This window comes from Nocardia sp. FBN12 (assembly GCF_050320175.1).
GTDB lineage: Bacteria > Actinomycetota > Actinomycetes > Mycobacteriales > Mycobacteriaceae > Nocardia.
Genome location: NZ_CP190048.1, coordinates 4,696,472 through 4,713,789, shown reverse-complemented (window position 1 = coordinate 4,713,789; position 17,318 = coordinate 4,696,472). Strand labels below are relative to the sequence as shown.

General features: G+C 66.7%; 17 protein-coding genes. 12 read left to right on the top strand and 5 right to left on the bottom strand.

The window, feature by feature from the left end; translation table 11 throughout:
* The first annotated feature begins 139 nt into the window (after positions 1-139).
* The 6 genes from ACQHI0_RS22355 (at position 140) to ahcY (ending at position 5,212) form a co-directional block, all read left to right on the top strand.
* On the top strand, positions 140-1,378 hold the full coding sequence (locus ACQHI0_RS22355; RefSeq protein WP_427903788.1) for an alkane 1-monooxygenase: 1,239 nt from the start codon (positions 140-142) through the stop codon (positions 1,376-1,378).
* Positions 1,375-1,548, top strand: a complete 174-nt coding sequence (locus ACQHI0_RS22350) for a rubredoxin (protein ID WP_358107553.1) — start codon at positions 1,375-1,377, stop codon at positions 1,546-1,548. The genes ACQHI0_RS22355 and ACQHI0_RS22350 overlap by 4 nt, the downstream gene beginning before the upstream one ends.
* Entirely contained in the window at positions 1,545-1,727 is a 183-nt protein-coding gene (locus ACQHI0_RS22345; protein ID WP_266292625.1) for a rubredoxin, read from the top strand. Before ACQHI0_RS22350 ends, ACQHI0_RS22345 begins: the two co-directional genes overlap by 4 nt.
* The gene (locus tag ACQHI0_RS22340; RefSeq protein WP_427903787.1) at positions 1,724-2,383 is read left to right on the top strand and encodes a TetR family transcriptional regulator; all 660 of its coding nucleotides are present in this window, start codon (positions 1,724-1,726) and stop codon (positions 2,381-2,383) included. The genes ACQHI0_RS22345 and ACQHI0_RS22340 overlap by 4 nt, the downstream gene beginning before the upstream one ends.
* A 131-nt stretch (positions 2,384-2,514) precedes the next feature.
* A complete protein-coding gene (locus ACQHI0_RS22335; RefSeq protein ID WP_427903786.1) occupies positions 2,515-3,672 on the top strand; it encodes an alkane 1-monooxygenase in 1,158 nt (385 codons plus the stop codon).
* Between the two features lie 58 nt (positions 3,673-3,730).
* Complete coding sequence (gene ahcY / locus ACQHI0_RS22330) at positions 3,731-5,212, top strand: adenosylhomocysteinase (RefSeq protein WP_427903785.1); 1,482 nt, start codon at positions 3,731-3,733, stop codon at positions 5,210-5,212.
* Between the two features lie 230 nt (positions 5,213-5,442).
* On the opposite strand, the gene ACQHI0_RS22325 is transcribed toward ahcY, so the two are convergent.
* Positions 5,443-5,643: a hypothetical protein gene (locus ACQHI0_RS22325; RefSeq protein ID WP_427903784.1), complete on the bottom strand. Its 201-nt coding sequence runs from the start codon at positions 5,641-5,643 to the stop codon at positions 5,443-5,445.
* Positions 5,644-5,747: 104 nt separating this feature from the next.
* Between ACQHI0_RS22325 and ACQHI0_RS22320 the strand changes: the two genes are divergently transcribed.
* The 6 genes from ACQHI0_RS22320 (at position 5,748) to hpf (ending at position 12,578) form a co-directional block, all read left to right on the top strand.
* Positions 5,748-6,395, top strand: coding sequence for a dTMP kinase (locus ACQHI0_RS22320; protein WP_427903783.1), 648 nt, complete (start codon positions 5,748-5,750; stop codon positions 6,393-6,395).
* Positions 6,396-6,472: 77 nt separating this feature from the next.
* Positions 6,473-7,150: an MtrAB system response regulator MtrA gene (gene mtrA / locus ACQHI0_RS22315; RefSeq protein WP_379240180.1), complete on the top strand. Its 678-nt coding sequence runs from the start codon at positions 6,473-6,475 to the stop codon at positions 7,148-7,150.
* Positions 7,151-7,220: 70 nt separating this feature from the next.
* Complete coding sequence (mtrB, locus tag ACQHI0_RS22310; RefSeq protein ID WP_427909258.1) at positions 7,221-9,131, top strand: MtrAB system histidine kinase MtrB; 1,911 nt, start codon at positions 7,221-7,223, stop codon at positions 9,129-9,131.
* On the top strand, positions 9,128-10,945 hold the full coding sequence (gene lpqB, locus ACQHI0_RS22305; RefSeq protein WP_427903782.1) for an MtrAB system accessory lipoprotein LpqB: 1,818 nt from the start codon (positions 9,128-9,130) through the stop codon (positions 10,943-10,945). Before mtrB ends, lpqB begins: the two co-directional genes overlap by 4 nt.
* Positions 10,946-11,048: 103 nt before the next feature.
* Complete coding sequence (locus ACQHI0_RS22300; RefSeq protein WP_427903781.1) at positions 11,049-11,693, top strand: ComF family protein; 645 nt, start codon at positions 11,049-11,051, stop codon at positions 11,691-11,693.
* A 183-nt stretch (positions 11,694-11,876) separates the two neighbouring features.
* Complete coding sequence (hpf, locus tag ACQHI0_RS22295) at positions 11,877-12,578, top strand: ribosome hibernation-promoting factor, HPF/YfiA family (protein ID WP_427903780.1); 702 nt, start codon at positions 11,877-11,879, stop codon at positions 12,576-12,578.
* A gap of 48 nt (positions 12,579-12,626) precedes the next feature.
* On the opposite strand, the gene bluB is transcribed toward hpf, so the two are convergent.
* The 4 genes from bluB to ACQHI0_RS22275 form a co-directional block, all read right to left on the bottom strand.
* A complete protein-coding gene (bluB, locus tag ACQHI0_RS22290) occupies positions 12,627-13,271 on the bottom strand; it encodes a 5,6-dimethylbenzimidazole synthase (RefSeq protein ID WP_427903779.1) in 645 nt (214 codons plus the stop codon).
* Positions 13,272-13,286: 15 nt separating this feature from the next.
* A complete protein-coding gene (locus tag ACQHI0_RS22285) occupies positions 13,287-14,531 on the bottom strand; it encodes a fatty acid desaturase family protein (RefSeq protein WP_427903778.1) in 1,245 nt (414 codons plus the stop codon).
* A 97-nt stretch (positions 14,532-14,628) separates the two neighbouring features.
* Complete coding sequence (locus tag ACQHI0_RS22280; protein WP_427903777.1) at positions 14,629-16,029, bottom strand: fatty acid desaturase family protein; 1,401 nt, start codon at positions 16,027-16,029, stop codon at positions 14,629-14,631.
* Between the two features lie 141 nt (positions 16,030-16,170).
* Complete coding sequence (locus ACQHI0_RS22275; protein WP_427903776.1) at positions 16,171-17,301, bottom strand: ferredoxin reductase; 1,131 nt, start codon at positions 17,299-17,301, stop codon at positions 16,171-16,173.
* Positions 17,302-17,318 lie beyond the last annotated feature (17 nt).

The window sequence follows — 17,318 nt, the reverse complement described above, 5'->3', positions numbered from 1 at the left end:
GTCGCCGTCGGCGTTATCGGACCGACACTGCTTTACAAATCGGCAAATTTGTCTAGACAGCGGACGCATCCGGACATATCGTCTGTGACAGAGAGTTACGCACATCACAGGTGTGAGATGTGCCTCGGAACTGGAGACGATGATGTCGACTGATGCCAACGCGTCCGAGCAGCGGGTCGCGCCGCCGCAATGGCGAGATTCCAAGCGATATTTGTGGCTGTGGGGCCTGTTCGCCCCGACCGGCCTGTTCACGATCGCGATCCCCCTGATCTGGGGCCTCAACCAACTCGGCTGGCACCGCATCGCCGAGATCCCGTTCTGGCTCGGCCCCGTGCTGGTCTACCTCGTGATCCCGCTCGCGGACCTGTTCTTCGGTCCGGACGGCAACAATCCGCCCGACGAGGTGATGGAGTACCTGGAGAACGACAAGTACTACCGCTACCTCACCTACCTGTACCTGCCGTTCCAGTACGCCTCGCTGATCTTCGCCTGCTACATCATCACCGCGCCGAATCTGCACTGGCTCGGCTTCCCCGGTGGCGCCAATGTGGTCGACAAGATCGGCATCGCGATCAGCGTTGGCATGATCGGCGGCATCGGCATCAACACCGCGCACGAACTCGGCCACAAGAAGGTCGAACTGGAACGCTGGCTCGCGCGCATCGCGCTGGCGCAGTCGTTCTACGGGCACTTCTACATCGAGCACAACCGCGGTCACCACGTCCGGGTCGCCACCCCGGAGGATCCCGCGAGTTCGCGGATCGGCGAATCGTTCTGGGCCTTCTGGCCGCGCACGGTCTGGGGCAGCCTGCGCTCGGCCTGGCATCTGGAGAAGGAACGACTGGGCCGGCTGGAGAAGAGTCCGTGGACGCTGCGCAACGACGTGCTCAACGCCTGGGCGATGTCGGTGGTGTTGTGGCTCGGCTTGATCGCCGTGTTCGGCATCGAGGTGCTGCCGTACCTGATCCTGCAGGCAGTCGTCGGCTTCAGTCTGCTCGAGTCGGTGAACTATCTCGAGCACTACGGCCTGGTCCGGCAGAAGACCGCGAGCGGACGTTACGAACGCCCCGCACCCGCGCACAGCTGGAACAGCGACCACATCGTCACCAACATCTTCCTCTATCACCTGCAGCGCCACAGTGACCATCACGCGTACCCGACCCGGCGCTACCAGACGCTGCGCAGCTGGGACGGCGCGCCGAACCTGCCCAGCGGCTACGCCAGCATGATCCTGCTCGGTTACTTCCCGCCGATCTGGCGCAAGGTGATGGACAAGCGCGTGCTCGCGCACTACGGCGGGGACGTCACCCTCGCCAATATCGAACCCAAGCGCCGGGAGCAGGTGCTGGAAAAGTACGGAACCGAGGTCGGGTCGTGAGCGCCTACAGATGTCCGGTATGCGATTTCGTCTTCGACGAAGCCAAAGGTGCCCCACGCGAAGGATTTCCGCCTGGCACACTGTGGACGGCCGTCCCCGACGACTGGTGCTGTCCGGACTGCGGGGTGCGGGAGAAGATCGACTTCGAGGCGGTAGGAGAATCGCTGTGACCGACTACAAGCTGTATCAGTGCGCACAGTGCGGTTTCGAATACGACGAGGCCCAGGGCTGGCCCGATGACGGCATCGCCCCCGGTACCCGCTGGGACGATATCGCCGACGACTGGACCTGCCCGGACTGCGGTGCCCGCAAGTCCGACTTCTTCATGGTCGAGATCGAACGTTCGTGAGCGTCGCGGGCACCCCGCGCACCGGTTCGCGCGTCCCGTACCAGGAGGCCGCGCGCGAACTGCTGCGCAACTCGGTCCTGGACGGGATGCGCGAACTGCTCACCGAGCGTGACTGGTCCAAGGTCACCCTCGGTGACGTCGCGGCCAGCGCGGGAGTGAGCAGGCAGACCCTCTACAACGAATTCGGTTCGCGCGCGGGGCTTTCGCAGGCCTACGCGTTGCGCCTGGCCGACGATCTCGTCGACCACGTGCGCGAGGCGCTCGACGCCAATGCCGGTGACGCGCGGGCCGCGATCCAGGTCGGAATGACCGGCTTCTTTCTCTCCGCCGCGGGCGACCCTTTGGTCCGCTCGCTGCTGAGCGGGGAGATGAAGCCGGATCTGCTGCGGTTGATCACTCTCGACGCGGCCCCGCTGCTCGAGCACGCCACCGCGCGGTTGACCGAGGTCTTCATGCACAGCTGGGTGAACGCGACGCGGGCCGAGGCCGATGTGCTCGCGCACGCGCTCGTGCGCATCGCGCTGAGCTATATCCCGAACCCGCCGGTCCCCGAGCGCGACGCCCCCGCCGAGATGAGCGCCCTGCTCACTCCGTACGTGGAGGCGATTGTGCAGGTACGGGGCATGCGCGTCCCATCAGGTGAGCTGGATCACTGAGAGAAGTCACGAGCCCTGATTCGCTCCTGTGTAACCGTCACCACGTTTGAGGATCTGCCGCTGTGTAACGCGCCTATGGTCTGTCAGTATTCACATCGGTCGACGATCGGTCTTTTTGTAGCGGAGCGGGTGTGCAAACGGTTGGCAAACCGGGGGGTTTTCGTGATCCCAAACGGTATCTCTGGGCTTTAGGGCTGATCGCCCCGGCGTGCGCGCTGTTGCCCTCCCAGCTGGTGTTCCATACCAAGGCTGAAGTGTTCTGGTGGATCGGGCCTGTCATCGTCCTGATCGCCATCCCGGTGCTGGACTGGATCGTCGGCGAAGACGGCAACAATCCCCGCGACGAGGACTACGCGGCGCTCTCCGCCGACCGGTACTACCGGTGGTGCACCTACCTGTTCCTGCCGATCCAGATGATCAGCCTCGGCGTGGCCTGCTTCATGTGGACGAGCCCCGAGCTGGCGCTCGTCGACAAGCTCGGTTTGGCCGCCACGGTCGGCTTCGTCAGCGGCATCGGCATCAACGCCGCCCACGAATTGGGCCATCGGGTGGAGAGTGCTGAAAAATTGCTGTCGAAGATCGCGCTCGCCCAATCGGGGTACGGGCACTTCTTCGTCGAGCACAATCGCGGACACCACGCCCGGGTGGCAACGCCCGAGGATCCGGCCAGTGCCCGGATGGGTGAATCGCTCTGGGAATTCTTGCCGCGCAGCGTGCTCGGCGGGTTCCGGTCGGCCATGCAACTCGAGCGCGCGCGCCTGTACCGGCAGGGGCGCAGCTGGTGGAGTATCGAGAACAACATCCTGCAGGCCTGGGCGATGACGGCGGTGCTGTTCGGTTCGCTGACCCTGGTCTTCGGCCCGGCGATTCTGCCGTGGCTGGTCATCCAGGCCGTGATCGGCTTCGGCCTGCTCGAGACCGTCAACTACGTCGAGCACTACGGACTGCTGCGCGCGCGCAAGCCCAACGGCCGCTACGAACGGTGCTCCCCGCGTGACAGCTGGAACTCCGATCGCCTGGTCACCAACATCTTCCTGTTCCATCTGCAGCGCCACAGCGACCACCACGCCAACCCGGGCCGGCGCTATCAGACCCTGCGCAGCACCGAGGAAGCGCCGCAGCTGCCCGCCGGGTACGCCACCATGATCCTGCTGGCCGCCGTCCCACCGCTGTGGCGTGCGGTGATGGACCCCAGGGTCGCGGCCCATTACGGCGGCGACCTGAGCCTGGCCAATGTCGCGCCAGACAAGCCGCGACGGTTGCTGGCCCGATACCGCGCCGCGGCCTGAGGCTCGACCTTGACGACAGCGGGGAACTCGCGCGGCCCCAACCGGTAACCTAGCCACCGTGACGACCTCAGAACTCCCCGCGCGCACCGAGCTCACCCCCGACGTCCGCAACGGCATCGACTTCAAGGTGGCAGACCTCTCGCTGGCCGAATTCGGCCGTAAGGAGATCCGCCTCGCCGAGCACGAGATGCCGGGCCTGATGGCACTGCGTCGTGAATACCACGACGTTCAGCCGCTGAAGGGCGCGCGAATCTCCGGATCGCTGCACATGACGGTCCAGACCGCCGTCCTGATCGAAACCCTCGTAGCGCTGGGCGCCGACGTGCGCTGGGCCTCCTGCAACATCTTCTCCACCCAGGACCACGCCGCCGCCGCCATCGTGGTCGGCCCGAACGGCACCGTCGACGAGCCCAAAGGCATCCCGGTCTTCGCCTGGAAGGGCGAGACGCTCGAAGAGTACTGGTGGGCCGCCGAGCAGATGCTGACCTGGCCCGGCGCCCCGGCCAACATGATCCTCGACGACGGCGGCGACGCGACCATGCTCGTGCTGCGCGGTGCGCAGTTCGAGAAGGCCGGTGTGGTTCCGCCCGCCGACGCCGACCACTCCGCCGAGTACACGGTGTTCCTCGACCTGCTGCGCGAGAGCATCGAGGCCGACAAGACCAAGTGGAGCACCATCGCCGAGTCGGTCAAGGGTGTCACCGAGGAGACCACCACCGGCGTGCTGCGCCTGTACCAGTTCGCCGCCGCGGGTGAGCTGGTGTTCCCGGCGATCAACGTCAACGACTCGGTCACCAAGTCCAAGTTCGACAACAAGTACGGCACCCGCCACTCGCTGATCGACGGCATCAACCGTGGCACCGATGTGCTCATCGGTGGCAAGAAGGTGCTGATCTGCGGTTACGGTGACGTCGGTAAGGGTTGCGCGGAGTCGCTCGCGGGCCAGGGCGCGCGCGTGCAGGTCACCGAGATCGACCCGATCAACGCGCTGCAGGCGCTGATGGACGGCTACGACGTGGTCACCGTCGAGCAGGCGATCGGCGATGCCGACATCGTCATCACCTCGACCGGCAACAAGGACATCATCACCCTCGAGCACATGAAGGCGATGAAGGATCACTCGATCCTGGGCAATATCGGCCACTTCGACAACGAGATCGATATCGCGGCGCTGGAGCGTTCGGGCGCGACCCGGATCAACATCAAGCCGCAGGTCGACGAGTGGACCTTCGATTCGGGCAAGGCGATCATCCTGCTGTCGGAGGGTCGTCTGCTCAACCTCGGCAACGCGACCGGCCACCCGTCGTTCGTGATGTCGAACAGTTTCTCCAACCAGGTGATCGCGCAGGTCGAGCTGTGGACCAAGCCGCAGGAGTACGACAACGAGGTCTACCGCCTGCCCAAGCACCTCGACGAGAAGGTCGCCAAGATCCACGTCGAGGCCCTCGGTGGCACGCTGACCAAGCTCACCAAGGATCAGGCCGAGTACATCAACGTGGACGTGGAAGGCCCGTACAAGCCCGACCACTACCGCTACTGATTCAGACATGAGAGTGGCCCGTCGACCATCCGGTCGGCGGGCCACTGTCGTCTCGGCCTCAGCCGGGGTATTAGCCCAGGCAGAAGGTGTTCTGCGGTGACACGCCCGACATCGTCGCCAGCGAACACAGCACGCCGGGTGCGCCGAGCGCACCGGCGGTGCCGCTGGTGATCGCGTTGCTGCCCGTCGTGGTGGTCGACCGGCGACGGGAAATCGGGAGGTCGCGCCCGCTAGCCGAGGATCGGGCCGGTGCAGAAGATGTTGTGTTCACTGCTGATACCGAGCAGCGCGCACATCACCGAATTGAAGGCCGTGGAGGACCCCGCGTCGGGGGGAAGGACAGGATCGGCGGCCTGCGCGGTCGCGGTACCGCAGGCGAGGGCGGCGGTGATGGCGAACGTGGCCGCCGTGGTGCGGAGAATCAACCTCATGGCGAGAATCCTCGTCGACCGCGATGGCGCCGACCAGACCATGTTTCCGGGGTGGGACGGCCGGGGTCGGGTCGGTGCCGTGATCTGCGGGTAATCTGCTGCGCATGGGCGTGCTGATTGCGGTCGAGGGACTCGACGGGGCAGGAAAACGGACGCTGATCGATGGGTTGATCGCCGAATTGTCCGGCAAAGGGCTGCGGGCGGACAGTATGGCCTTTCCGCAGTACGGGCATTCGATCCACGCCGATCTCGCCGCGGAGGCGTTGCGCGGGGGCAACGGTGATCTCGCGGGGTCGATCAACGCGATGGCGATCATGTTCGCGCTCGACCGGGCCGCGGCGCGCGCGGAGCTGTCGGACCTGTTGGGCGGCAACGACATCGTGATTCTGGACCGGTGGGTGGCCTCCAACGCCGCCTACTCGGCCGCGCGGGCGCAGCAGAACGCCGATGGCGAAATCGTTTCGTGGGTGGGCGATCTGGAGTTCGGCAGGCTCGAACTGCCGGCGCCGGATCTGACGGTACTGCTCGACGTGTCCACCGAGGTGGCGGCCGAACGTGCCCGTCGCCGTGGCGAACTCGATGACACGCGCGCCCTCGATGCCTACGAACGGGACGGCGGTCTGCAGCAGCGCACCGGCGAGGTCTATCGTGAACTCGCCGACCGCGACTGGTTCGGCCGGTGGTGGACATACCGATCCGATGACGATAGGCCTGCGTTACTCACCCTCTGCTCGGAAATCTTTGCCGGATAAGGTTGGATACGCGACGGGTTCACACCATTAATGGCGTGGCAGCCCGATCCTGGCCATGGAGATGACAACATAGGACTATGAAGCCCAAGATTCTGGTCGTCGACGACGATATGGCACTCGCTGAGATGCTGACCATCGTCTTGCGCGGGGAAGGGTTCGACCCGCATGTGGTGGGCGACGGCACACAGGCCCTGTCAGCGGTGCGGGAGATCCGCCCCGACCTGGTTCTGCTGGACCTGATGCTGCCCGGCATGAACGGCATCGACGTATGCCGCGTGCTGCGGGCCGATTCCGGCGTTCCGATCGTCATGCTCACCGCCAAGACCGATACGGTCGATGTAGTTCTCGGCCTGGAGTCCGGTGCCGACGACTACATCGTCAAACCCTTCAAGCCCAAGGAACTCGTCGCCCGCGTGCGAGCGCGCCTGCGCCGCACCGAGGACGAGCCCGCCGAGCTGCTTTCGATCGCCGACATCGTCATCGACGTGCCCGCGCACAAGGTGACCCGCGGCCCCGCGCAGATCTCGCTCACCCCACTGGAGTTCGACCTGCTGGTCGCGCTCGCGCGCAAGCCGCGTCAGGTGTTCACCCGCGAGGTACTGCTCGAACAGGTCTGGGGTTACCGGCACGCCGCCGACACCCGTCTGGTGAACGTGCACGTGCAGCGACTGCGCGCCAAGGTCGAGAAGGATCCCGAGAACCCGGAGATCGTGCTGACCGTGCGCGGGGTCGGATACAAGGCCGGACCGCCGTGATCGGTCACTGCGGGGCGCCGCTGTGACCACTGGTCCAGTGGCGCAGCTGCGGCGGTGGGCGACCCCGATCATGGCCTGGTTTCAGGCCGTCGGGACCGCACTCGGCCATCTGTGGCGCCGTTCGCTGCAGCTGCGAGTCATCGTTTCGACGTTGACCCTGTCGCTCATCGTGATCACGATCCTCGGGGTCGTGCTGACCGGTCAGATCACCGACCGGCTCCTCGAAGCCAAGATCAACGCGGCTGTCGAGGAGATGGATCGTGCCCGCAGCACGATCGAGAACAAGATGTCGGGCGTGCAGTCCGGCATCAGCCAGGACCAGCAGCTCGCCGACGCGCGGGCGGCCCTGTCGAGCCGCGGCGGCACCGGTCAGTCCACCGGCGCCGCGGGCAGTTTCGACTCGGCGCTGGCGATGGTCGGCGGCACTCCGCCGCACGAGATCCAGGCCGGACCGCTCGGCGAGGTGCCGCAGGAGTTGCGCCGTTTCGTCCAGCGCAACCAGGTCTCCTACCAGTTCACCACCGTCGCCGACCCGGACGGTTACCGCGGGCGCGCACTGGTGATCGGCAGCCCGAGCGCCGAGGTCGCGACCCTGGAGATCTATCTGATCTTCCCGCTGGCCAGCGAGGAATCGAGCCTGTCGCTGATGCGCGGCACGATGCTCATCGGTGGTGTGGTGCTGCTGGTGTTGCTCGCCGCGATCACCGCATTGGTCACCAGGCAGGTGGTGCTGCCGATTCGGTCGGCGGCGCGGATCGCGGGCCGATTCGCCGACGGCAGGCTCAAAGAACGCATGCTGGTGCGCGGCGAGGACGACATGGCCCGGCTGGCGCAGGCGTTCAACGAGATGGCCGAGAGCCTGTCGAACCAGATCACCCAGCTCGAGGAATTCGGCAATCTGCAGCGCCGCTTCACCTCCGATGTCAGCCACGAACTGCGCACCCCGCTCACCACGGTGCGCATGGCCGCCGACCTCATCCACGGCTCGAGCGACGAACTCGATCCCGCGCTCGCGCGCAGCTCAGAGCTGCTCGTCAACGAGCTCGACCGGTTCGAGGGCCTGCTCAACGACCTGCTCGAGATCTCCCGTCACGACGCGGGCGTGGCCGAACTGCAGATCGAATCGCTGGACGTGCGGATGTGCGCGCGGGCCGCGATCTCCACGGTCCGCCACCTGGCCCGCGACGCCGAGATCGAGGTGGTGATCGACCTGCCGGAGGAGCCGGTGGTCGCCGAGGTCGACCCGCGCCGCGTCGAGCGCGTGCTGCGCAATCTGCTCGCCAACGCGATCGACCACTCCGAGGGCAAACCGGTGCTGATCCGCATGCGCGGCGACGCCGAGGCCAATGCCGTCGCGACGGTGGTGCGCGATCAGGGCGTCGGGTTGCGGCCCGGCGAGGAAAAGCTGGTGTTCAACCGGTTCTGGCGCTCGGACCCGTCGCGGGTACGTCGCTCGGGCGGTACTGGGCTCGGCCTGTCGATCAGCGTCGAGGACGCGAATCTGCACGAGGGCAGGCTCGAAGCATGGGGCGATCCGGGCGTCGGCGCGAGCTTCCGTCTGCTGCTGCCGATGGTGCGCGGGCGCAAGCTCGGGCAGAGCCCGCTCGCCCTGGAACCGATGCTGCGCAAGGTCCCCGCGCTGCCGGAAGTCGAACCGGCCGAGCCGACGGTCGACGACGCGTCCACCGATGTGCCTGCCACGGATGCGCCTGCCGCCGAATCGACCGGCGGTGAGTCGATGGGGGCCGTAGTGCCGGAGGCCCGGTCGACCGAAGCTGAGCAGACGGGAGCCGATGCGGCAGTGATCGAGCCGACGGGCGCCGAGCCCGACGGACATGAGATGGTCGAACCACTCGACCCCGAACCCGCGGTGGGGGAGTCCACCATCGAACCGCCTGCCGCGGGCGCCCAGACCAATGGACGTGGCACGGTCCCCGCTGACAAGTCGAGACCCGTCGAGACCGGAGAAGGAGAGTCATGACCAGCGCGCGTGGTGATCGTCGGGATCGGCACGGCGCCGCATTGCTCGCAGCGGTACTGGTAGCCCTGATGGTGCTCACCGGGTGCGCCAGTCTCCCTGAGTCCTCCGCGCCCCAGGCGCTCGGCACGATCAACCGCGCTCCCACCTCGGAGGGCCCGACCCCGCCGATCTCCGGCCGCGACCCCGACCTGCTGCTCGGCGATTTCCTCACAGCCAGCGCCGATCCCACCAACCGGCACGCCGCGGCCCGCCAGTACATGGCGCCGGAGACCGCGGGCAGCTGGAACGACGAGGCGAGCACCACGATCGTCGACGACCGCCCCGACACCCTGCGCGAGTCGCGGTCGGGCGACAAGGCCAGCTACGTGCTGCGGGCTCGCAAGGTCGGCGAGCTCGCTCGCGACGGCGGCTACCGCGCCACCGACGGCACCCTCGAGAACAAGATCGAGATGAGCAAGATCGACGGCGAGTGGCGGATCACCGAGCTGCCGTCGGGCGTGGTGATGGACAACGACGCCTTCGTGAAGTCCTATCACCGCTATGTCCTGCACTACATCGACCCGGGTAGTTCGCTGCTCGTCCCTGATCCGCGCTGGGTCTCGGTGCCGCGCGCCCAGCTCACCGAGCGACTGATCGGCATGCTCGCGGAGGGACCACAGTCCACGATCGCCCCGGTGGTCCGCAATCAGCTGGCCGACCCGGTCTCGCTGCGCGGTCCGATCACCAAGGCCAACAACGAACCGGGCGATGTCGGCGTCGGCATCGGCGGGGTGCGGATCGACTTCGCCGGCATCGGTGGGCTCGGCCAGCGCGAGCGTGAACTGCTCGCTGCGCAGGTGGTGCTCACCCTGTCCGGCGCCGAGATCCTCGGCCCGTACGTGCTGCTCGCCGACGGCAAACCGCTCGACGACCGGTACGCGGCCAACGGCTGGTCGGTGGCCGATGTCGACCAGTACAGTGCCTCGGCGCCCGGCCAGAACCGGATCGGCCTGCACGCCCTGCGCAACGGCACCCTGGTGCAGGTCACCCCTGACGGCATCGTCACGCCGAGCGGTTCCTTCGGCGAGGCGACCAACCTGCAATCGGTCGGCATCTCGGCCGACGGCCAGTTCGTCGCCGCGGTCGCCGACTCCGGCAAACCGGCACCCGAACCGGCGCGCACCCTGCTCATCGGCAACTACGGCGCCAAGGCGTTCGCGGTCGCCGAGGGCGCCAGCATCGCCCGCCCGTCCTGGACCAGCGACGGCGGCGCCGCCTGGACGGTGATCGACGGCGAACGGGTGATCCGGGCGGTCACCGATCGCGCCACCGGCAATGTCTCCACCGAAGACGTCGACATCTCGGCCCTGGTCGGTGGCGCGGGCGCACCACGGCCGCCGATCAGCGAGGTGATGATCTCGCGCACCGGCGTGCGGGCGGCGCTGATCGCCGATGGCGAGGTCTACGTTGCGGTGGTCGAGCGTCGTCCCGACGGCAAGTACGCGCTCACCTCCCCGGTGCCGCTGGCGCTCGGCCTGAGTTCGCGCGCGGTCTCGCTGAGCTGGGTCACCGGCGACACCGTCATGGTCGCCCGCGAAGGCAACGTCGACCCGGTCTTCACCGTCTCCATCGACGGCTCCCAATTCAGCGCGGTGACCTCGCAGAACCTCACCCCGCCGGTCCGGGTGGTGACAGCGGCCCCGGCCACGCAGTACGTGGCCGATTCCCGGGCCGTCCTGCAGCTACAGACCGCCGATCCGACCCGCAACGACCGTTTCTGGCGCGAGGTACCCGGACTGACCGGAGAACAGGTTGTACCGGTCCTACCGAGCTGACACATCGGCGGTGGCACGCCGAGGACAACACCGTCGAGCGACGGGCCGAGAACGCTGGTCGAGCGACTGAATGTGTCGGTGGCCACTGCCATACTCGCTCGCTATGAAGGCGCTGCTGGATCTGATCCTGCCCGACCGGTGTGGGGGCTGCGGTGCGGTCGGCGAGCAATGGTGTGCCGGGTGCGCCGCCGAGCTCGGCCGCGGGCTGGTCCGGGTTCGGCCGCGTGCGGACCCCGGTGTTCCGTGCTGGGCGCTCGGGCCCTACCGAGGCGTTGGCCGGCGGGCGGTGCTGGCAGCCAAGGAACACAGCAGGCGCGATCTCGCCGACCCACTCGGCCTGGCACTGGCCCACGCACTGGTCCGTCTGCGCGCCCCCGACCGCCCGCTGGTGCTCGTACCCGCACCGACCAGAACCGCGGCAGCGCGACGGCGTGGCGGTGATCCGGTGGCCCGCTCGGCCGCGGTGGCGGCGCGATGGCTGATCGATTGCCGAACCGCACCGCTGCTGCGGATGGGTCGCGGTGTGCGCGATTCGGTGGGCTTGACGCCGCATGAACGCACCCACAATCTGCGCGGCAAGATCACGACCGTCGCGGGTCAGGGCGACCGGGGTGTTATCACTGGAAAAGACCAGGTAGTGCTGGTCGACGACGTACTCACTACCGGTGCCACCGCGTGCGAATCGGTACGTGTTCTTGGCCGAATCGGCATAGTTCCGCGAGCGGTTTTGGTGACCTGCGCGGCTTGACTGAGGAAAGTTCGCGTGAACAGTGGCGGACTTGCTCATGGCGGACTAGCGTCGCGAGCACACACCGAACCACAAGTTTGGGAGGTGGTGCCGCGGATACAGGTGCCGGGCGATTCCCGATCGGCACAGCTCAATCCCGCCGCCCTACGTTCGTAGTTGTGCGGCCATATCCGGGAGGTACGCGTGACGACTTCTTCACGGGCATCAGTGCAAGATGCTGAACCCACGGCACATTTCAACGGTGCCACCGAGACGATCGAATCCGAGACACCACACGCCGAAGTGGTGGTATCCGGTCGTAACGTCGAAATACCAGACCACTATCGAATCTACGTGACGGAGAAGCTGTCTCGGTTGGAGCGCTTCGACCCGTCGATCTTCCTCTTCGATGTGGAACTGTTCCACGAACGCAACCGTCGTCAACGCAAGGCCTGTCAGCGCGTGGAGATCACCGCGCGCGGCCGTGGACCGATCGTGCGCGCCGAGGCGTGCGCCGACAGCTTCTACGCCGCGCTCGAATCGGCCACCCAGAAGATCGAGAGCAGACTGCGCCGGTCCAAGGACAAGCGGCGCGTCGTGCACTACGGCGACAAGACGCCGGTCTCGGTCGCGCAGGCCACTGCCACATTGGTCGACGAGTCGCTGTTCACCCAGCCGAACGGTTCCGCAGCCCACGATCACGACGAGCCGGTCGACGAATCGGGCCCAGGACACATCGTGCGCACCAAGGTGCACACCGCGACACCGATGTCGGTTGACGACGCCCTCTACCAGATGGAATTGGTCGGCCACGACTTCTTCCTCTTCCATGACAAAGAGACAGACCGCCCGTCGGTGGTCTATCGCAGACACGCCTTCGACTACGGCCTGATCAAGCTGGCCTAGAACGCTGACCGATCCGGGCATCCGCTGTGCGGGTGTCCGGATCCTTGTTCAGCCGCCGAAGGTCTCGCGATGCACGGCGTCGGTCAACGAGCGTCCCGCACGCCACCCGAACCGTTCCAGATCCGGTACCTGCTGGAATCGGCTCACCGGCCCGACACACAGCCAGGCCACCGGCTTGATCCCGACAGGCAGGCCGACGAGTTCGCGCAGGAATTCCGGGTCGTAGAACGACACCCAGCCCACCCCCACCTGCTCGGCGGTCGCCGCGAGCCACAGGTTCTGGATCGCCAGCACCGTCGAATACACGCCGGTCTCCGGCACGCTCGCCCGGCCGAGCACCTGCGGCCCCCCACGCGAATCATCGTGGGTGACAACAACACCCGTGCCGCTCTCGATGATTCCGTCGATCTTGATCGGCGCGAAGGTCGCCGCCCGCTCGGCGGGCAGCGACGCACCGAACTCGACTCGCTTGTCCGCCACATGTTCGGCGAAACGGCGCAGCGTCTCGGCCTGACGCACCACCACGAAGTCCCACGGCTGTGAGTTCCCGACGCTGGGCGCGCGATGCGCCGCGTCGAGAATCCGCAGGAGGGTGTCGTCGTCGATCGGCTCGCCGGTGAATTCGGCGCGCACGTCACGACGCAGACGGATCGCGTCGTAGACGCTCAGCTGATCGGCACTCACACCGACCATCCAACCGCAGCCGGGTCAGGCAGGAGACCGGCGGGCCAGCTTGCGCCCGGCGGCCAGCGCGGTACGCAGGCCCTGACGACGTCCGGTCGCCGGGTCGATCGAGGGGGTGGTGTTGCCGGCGAACAGGCGCTCGGACTTGGTCTCCGGCGCGTCGTCGGTGGTGTGGCGCAGGTACTTGTTCGGCAGCGAGAGCTTGAGGATGGTGCGCCACGACTTGAAGTACTGCACCGGCAGCGAACCGGTGGTGTAGGGCAGGTCGTACTTCTCGGCCAGCTCGCGCACCCGCACCGCGATGGCGGCGTAGCGGTTGCTCGGCAGGTCGGGGAACAGGTGGTGCTCGATCTGGTGGCTGAGGTTGCCGCTCATGAAGTGCAGCAGCGGCCCGCCGCTGATGTTGGCGCTGCCCAGCATCTGGCGCAGGTACCACTCGCCCTTGGTCTCGCCCTCGATGTCGGCCTTGGTGAACTTCTCGGCGCCGTCGGGGAAGTGCCCGCAGAAGATGATCGCGTTGGTCCACACATTGCGCACCACGTTGGCGGCGATGTTGGCGGTGAGCGTGGTGAGAAACGCCGGGCCGGTGAGCAGCGGGAAGACCACATAGTCCTTGGCGGCCTGCTTGCCGATCTTCTTCAGCACCAGTGTGCGGTCGGCCTCGAACTGCTTCCACTCGGGCGAGTCCTTGGCCCACTTCTTCTTGGCGACCTTGCCCAGCTCGAGATGCTGGATCGCGACGCCGTACTCGAACAGCGCCTGCAGCAGCAGGTTGTAGACGGGATTGCCCAGGTAGAACGGCATCCAGCGCTGGTCACGGGTGACGCGGAGCAGGCCGTAACCGATGTCGTCGTCCATGCCGAGCACATTGGTGTACTTGTGGTGCAGGAAGTTGTGGGTGATCTTCCAGTGCGCCGACGGTCCGGCGTTGTCCCATTCCCACGAGGTGGAGTGGACTTCCGGATCGTTCATCCAGTCCCACTGCCCGTGCATGACGTTGTGGCCGATCTCCATGTTCTCGATGATCTTGGCCGAGCCGAGCAGGGCGACACCGGCCAGCCAGGCCGGGGGCAGGAAGCTGGCGAACAGTACCGTGCGGCCGCTGATCTCGAGCGCTCGCTGTAACCGGATGACGTTGCGGATATAGCGCGCGTCGGCCGCGCCGCGCGAGGATTCGATCTCCCGGCGGATCGCATCGAACTCCGCACCGAGAGCTTCGACATCCGCAGCGGTGAGGTGTGCGTATTCCTTGACATCCGAGATCGCCATGGCGGCTACAGTACCGTAAGTTACGAGAGCGTAGGTTGGCGATTTTCGCGACGAAATGTGTGATAAGTCCTATTGCGAAACCGAGACGTAAATGTTATCAGGCGTGTCGGGCCATGCGACGGGCGGCTTTGTCGCGCAGCACGCCACGCTCGCGCACCGCGCGTTCGCCCAGCGCCCGCTTTGCCTCGCGCAGCGCCAGCTTCTCCTGCCGTGCCCGCGCCTTGAGCGCTGTTTTCGCCTCGCGCAGCACTTCTTTCTCGTGCCGTGCCTTGATCTCGAGCGCGACCTTCGCATCGTGCAGCGCCGAGCGCAGCCCGAACCGCTTACCGGTCTCCGGATCGACCCGCAGGCTCTCGGGCAGCGAGATACCGGCGAACTTGCGCTCCGATGACGTCTCGGGCGCATCGTCGGCGGTGCGCTTGAGGAAACGATCCGGCAGTGCCAGCTTGTGGATGGTGCGGAAGGCCAGCAGGTACTGCTTGCCCAGCGACCCGGTGGTGTAAGGCAGGTCGTACTTGTCGCACAGCTCGCGCACCCGCACCGCCACCTCCGAGTACCGATTGCTCGGCAGGTCGGGGAACAGGTGGTGCTCGATCTGGTAGCACAGATTGCCGCTCATGAACGCCATCACGGGACCGGCCTTGAAGTTGGCACTGCCCAGCATCTGACGCAGGTACCACTCGCCCTGGGTCTCCCCGTCGAGCTGTTCGGCGGTGAACTTCTGCGCGCCGTCGGGGAAGTGGCCGCAGAAGATCACCGCGTAGGACCACAGGTTGCGCACCAGGTTGGCGGTGGCGTTGGCCTTGAGTGTCGACTTCCAGGCGGGGCCGGTGAGCGCCGGATACAGCACGAAGTCCTTGACGACCTGACGCCCCGCCTTGCGGTAGAAATCGAGATCGGGCGGCGAGGTGAGGGTGCCTGCCTTGACGCCGGCCAGTTCCTTCTCGATGCCGAGATCGTGCAGCGCGATACCCCACTCGAAGGTCGCGGCGAGCAGCAGGTTGGCGGCGGGCTGGGCCAGATGCAGTGGGCGCCACTGCTCGTCGCGCGTCATCCGCAGAATGCCGAACCCGAGATCCTCGTCTTTGCCGAGGACGTTGGTGTAGGTGTGGTGCGAGTAGTTGTGCGCGCGCCGCCACTGCGACGACGTGCCGGTCATGTCCCACTCCCAGGTGGTGGAGTGGATCTCGGGATCGTTCATCCAATCCCATTGGCCGTGGCTCACATTGTGGCCCAGCTCCATGTTCTCGATGATCTTGGCGACCGAGAGCATGGCGGTACCGCCGAGCCACGCCCACCGGTTGCGGCTGCCGAACAGCACCGCGCGCCCCGCCACCTCGAGTGCGCGCTGGGCCGCGATCGTGCGACGGATGTACTTCGCGTCGCGCTCGCCGCGCGAGGTCTCCACCTCACGGCGGATCGAATCGAGTTCTTTCCCCAGGGTCTCGATGTCGGCCGCCGTCAGATGGGCGAAGGCCTGGATATCGGTGATAGCCACCGGGGGTCCTCCTGTGAGTGGTCCTGAGTCGTGCCCGGCCGGAATTGATCGAAATCAGTGGCCTCAACGATTGCCGTTGGTCACGGTGTGTGACCGACGCATAACTCCGAGGGTACCCGGTGGTTGCTCCGGCGGGCCGACCTAGATGTCGAGGGTGCAGTCGCCGGCGGCGGCGGAGATGCAGGTTTGCACCTTGTCGCCCGGTTGGCGCTCGTCGCCGTTGCGCAGGTCGCGGGCGTGTCCGGCCGACAGCGTGACCACGCAGGTCTGGCAGATGCCCATCCGGCAGCCGAAGGGCAGCTGCACGCCGACGGATTCACCGGCTTCGAGCAGACTGGTCGCGCCGTCGACAGTGAGGCTGCGCCCGGTGGTGCCGAACGTCACGGTGCCGCCCTCGCCGATCGCGGAGCGTTCCACCTCGAAGCGTTCGATGTGCAGCTTGTCGGCCACACCCGCGTTCTTCCAGTGGTTCTCGATCGCGTCGAGCATCGGGGCGGGGCCGCAGGCCCAGGTCTCGCGCTCGCGCCAGTCGGGGTAGAGCTCGTCGAGGCTGGCCAGGGAGAACAGGCCCTGCGCGTCGGTGAGCTGCAGGTGCGAGACGAAGCTGGGGTGCTTGTCATGCAGGGCGCGCAGCTCGGCGCCGAACATCACGTCGGCGTCGGTGGGCGCGGAATGGACGTGCACCACATCGTGGACGCCGTCGCGGCGGTCCATCGTGCGCAGCATCGACATGACCGGGGTGATGCCGCTGCCCGCGGTGAGGAACAGCACCTTCGCCGGCGGCGGCTCCGGCAGCACGAACCCGCCCTGCGGCGCGGCCAGCCGCACGATCGTGCCCGCGGCCACCCCGTTGACAAGGTGGCTTGACAGCTTGCCTTCCGGCATCGCCTTCACCGCGATGGAGATGAGTCGTTTGCCGCCCTCGCCGGTCCAGTCGGGCGGACAGGTGAGCGAGTACGAACGCCAGTTCCAGCGGCCGTCGATCAGGATGCCGATACCGATGTACTGCCCTGGCCGGTATTTGAAATCGAAGCCCCAGCCCGGCTTGATCACCAGGGTCGCCGAGTCGGCGGTCTCCTTGTGCACCTCGACGATGCGCCCGCGCAGCTCGCGCGCCGACCACAGGGGGTTGGCCAGGTGTAGGTAGTCGTCGGGCAGCAGGGGAGTGGTCACCCGGGCGACCGCGCCGCGCAACACGTTCAGCTTGCCGCCGCGGTCGGCGACCTGCGCCGCCGGTGCTTCGAGCCATTCCCGGAACTTATTGAGGACCATGCGCTGCGATTTCTCCC

Excerpts from the sequence above, each read along its gene's own strand:
- ACQHI0_RS22275 (WP_427903776.1), bottom strand. The coding sequence starts at position 17,301 with ATGGTCCTCAATAAGTTCCGGGAATGGCTCGAAGCACCGGCGGCGCAG.
- ACQHI0_RS22300 (WP_427903781.1), top strand. The coding sequence starts at position 11,049 with ATGAAGGCGCTGCTGGATCTGATCCTGCCCGACCGGTGTGGGGGCTGC.
- ACQHI0_RS22355 (WP_427903788.1), top strand. The coding sequence starts at position 140 with ATGATGTCGACTGATGCCAACGCGTCCGAGCAGCGGGTCGCGCCGCCG.
- ACQHI0_RS22320 (WP_427903783.1), top strand. The coding sequence starts at position 5,748 with ATGGGCGTGCTGATTGCGGTCGAGGGACTCGACGGGGCAGGAAAACGG.
- mtrB (WP_427909258.1), top strand. The coding sequence starts at position 7,221 with ATGGCCTGGTTTCAGGCCGTCGGGACCGCACTCGGCCATCTGTGGCGC.
- mtrA (WP_379240180.1), top strand. The coding sequence starts at position 6,473 with ATGAAGCCCAAGATTCTGGTCGTCGACGACGATATGGCACTCGCTGAG.
- lpqB (WP_427903782.1), top strand. The coding sequence starts at position 9,128 with ATGACCAGCGCGCGTGGTGATCGTCGGGATCGGCACGGCGCCGCATTG.
- ACQHI0_RS22325 (WP_427903784.1), bottom strand. The coding sequence starts at position 5,643 with ATGAGGTTGATTCTCCGCACCACGGCGGCCACGTTCGCCATCACCGCC.
- bluB (WP_427903779.1), bottom strand. The coding sequence starts at position 13,271 with ATGGTCGGTGTGAGTGCCGATCAGCTGAGCGTCTACGACGCGATCCGT.
- ACQHI0_RS22285 (WP_427903778.1), bottom strand. The coding sequence starts at position 14,531 with ATGGCGATCTCGGATGTCAAGGAATACGCACACCTCACCGCTGCGGAT.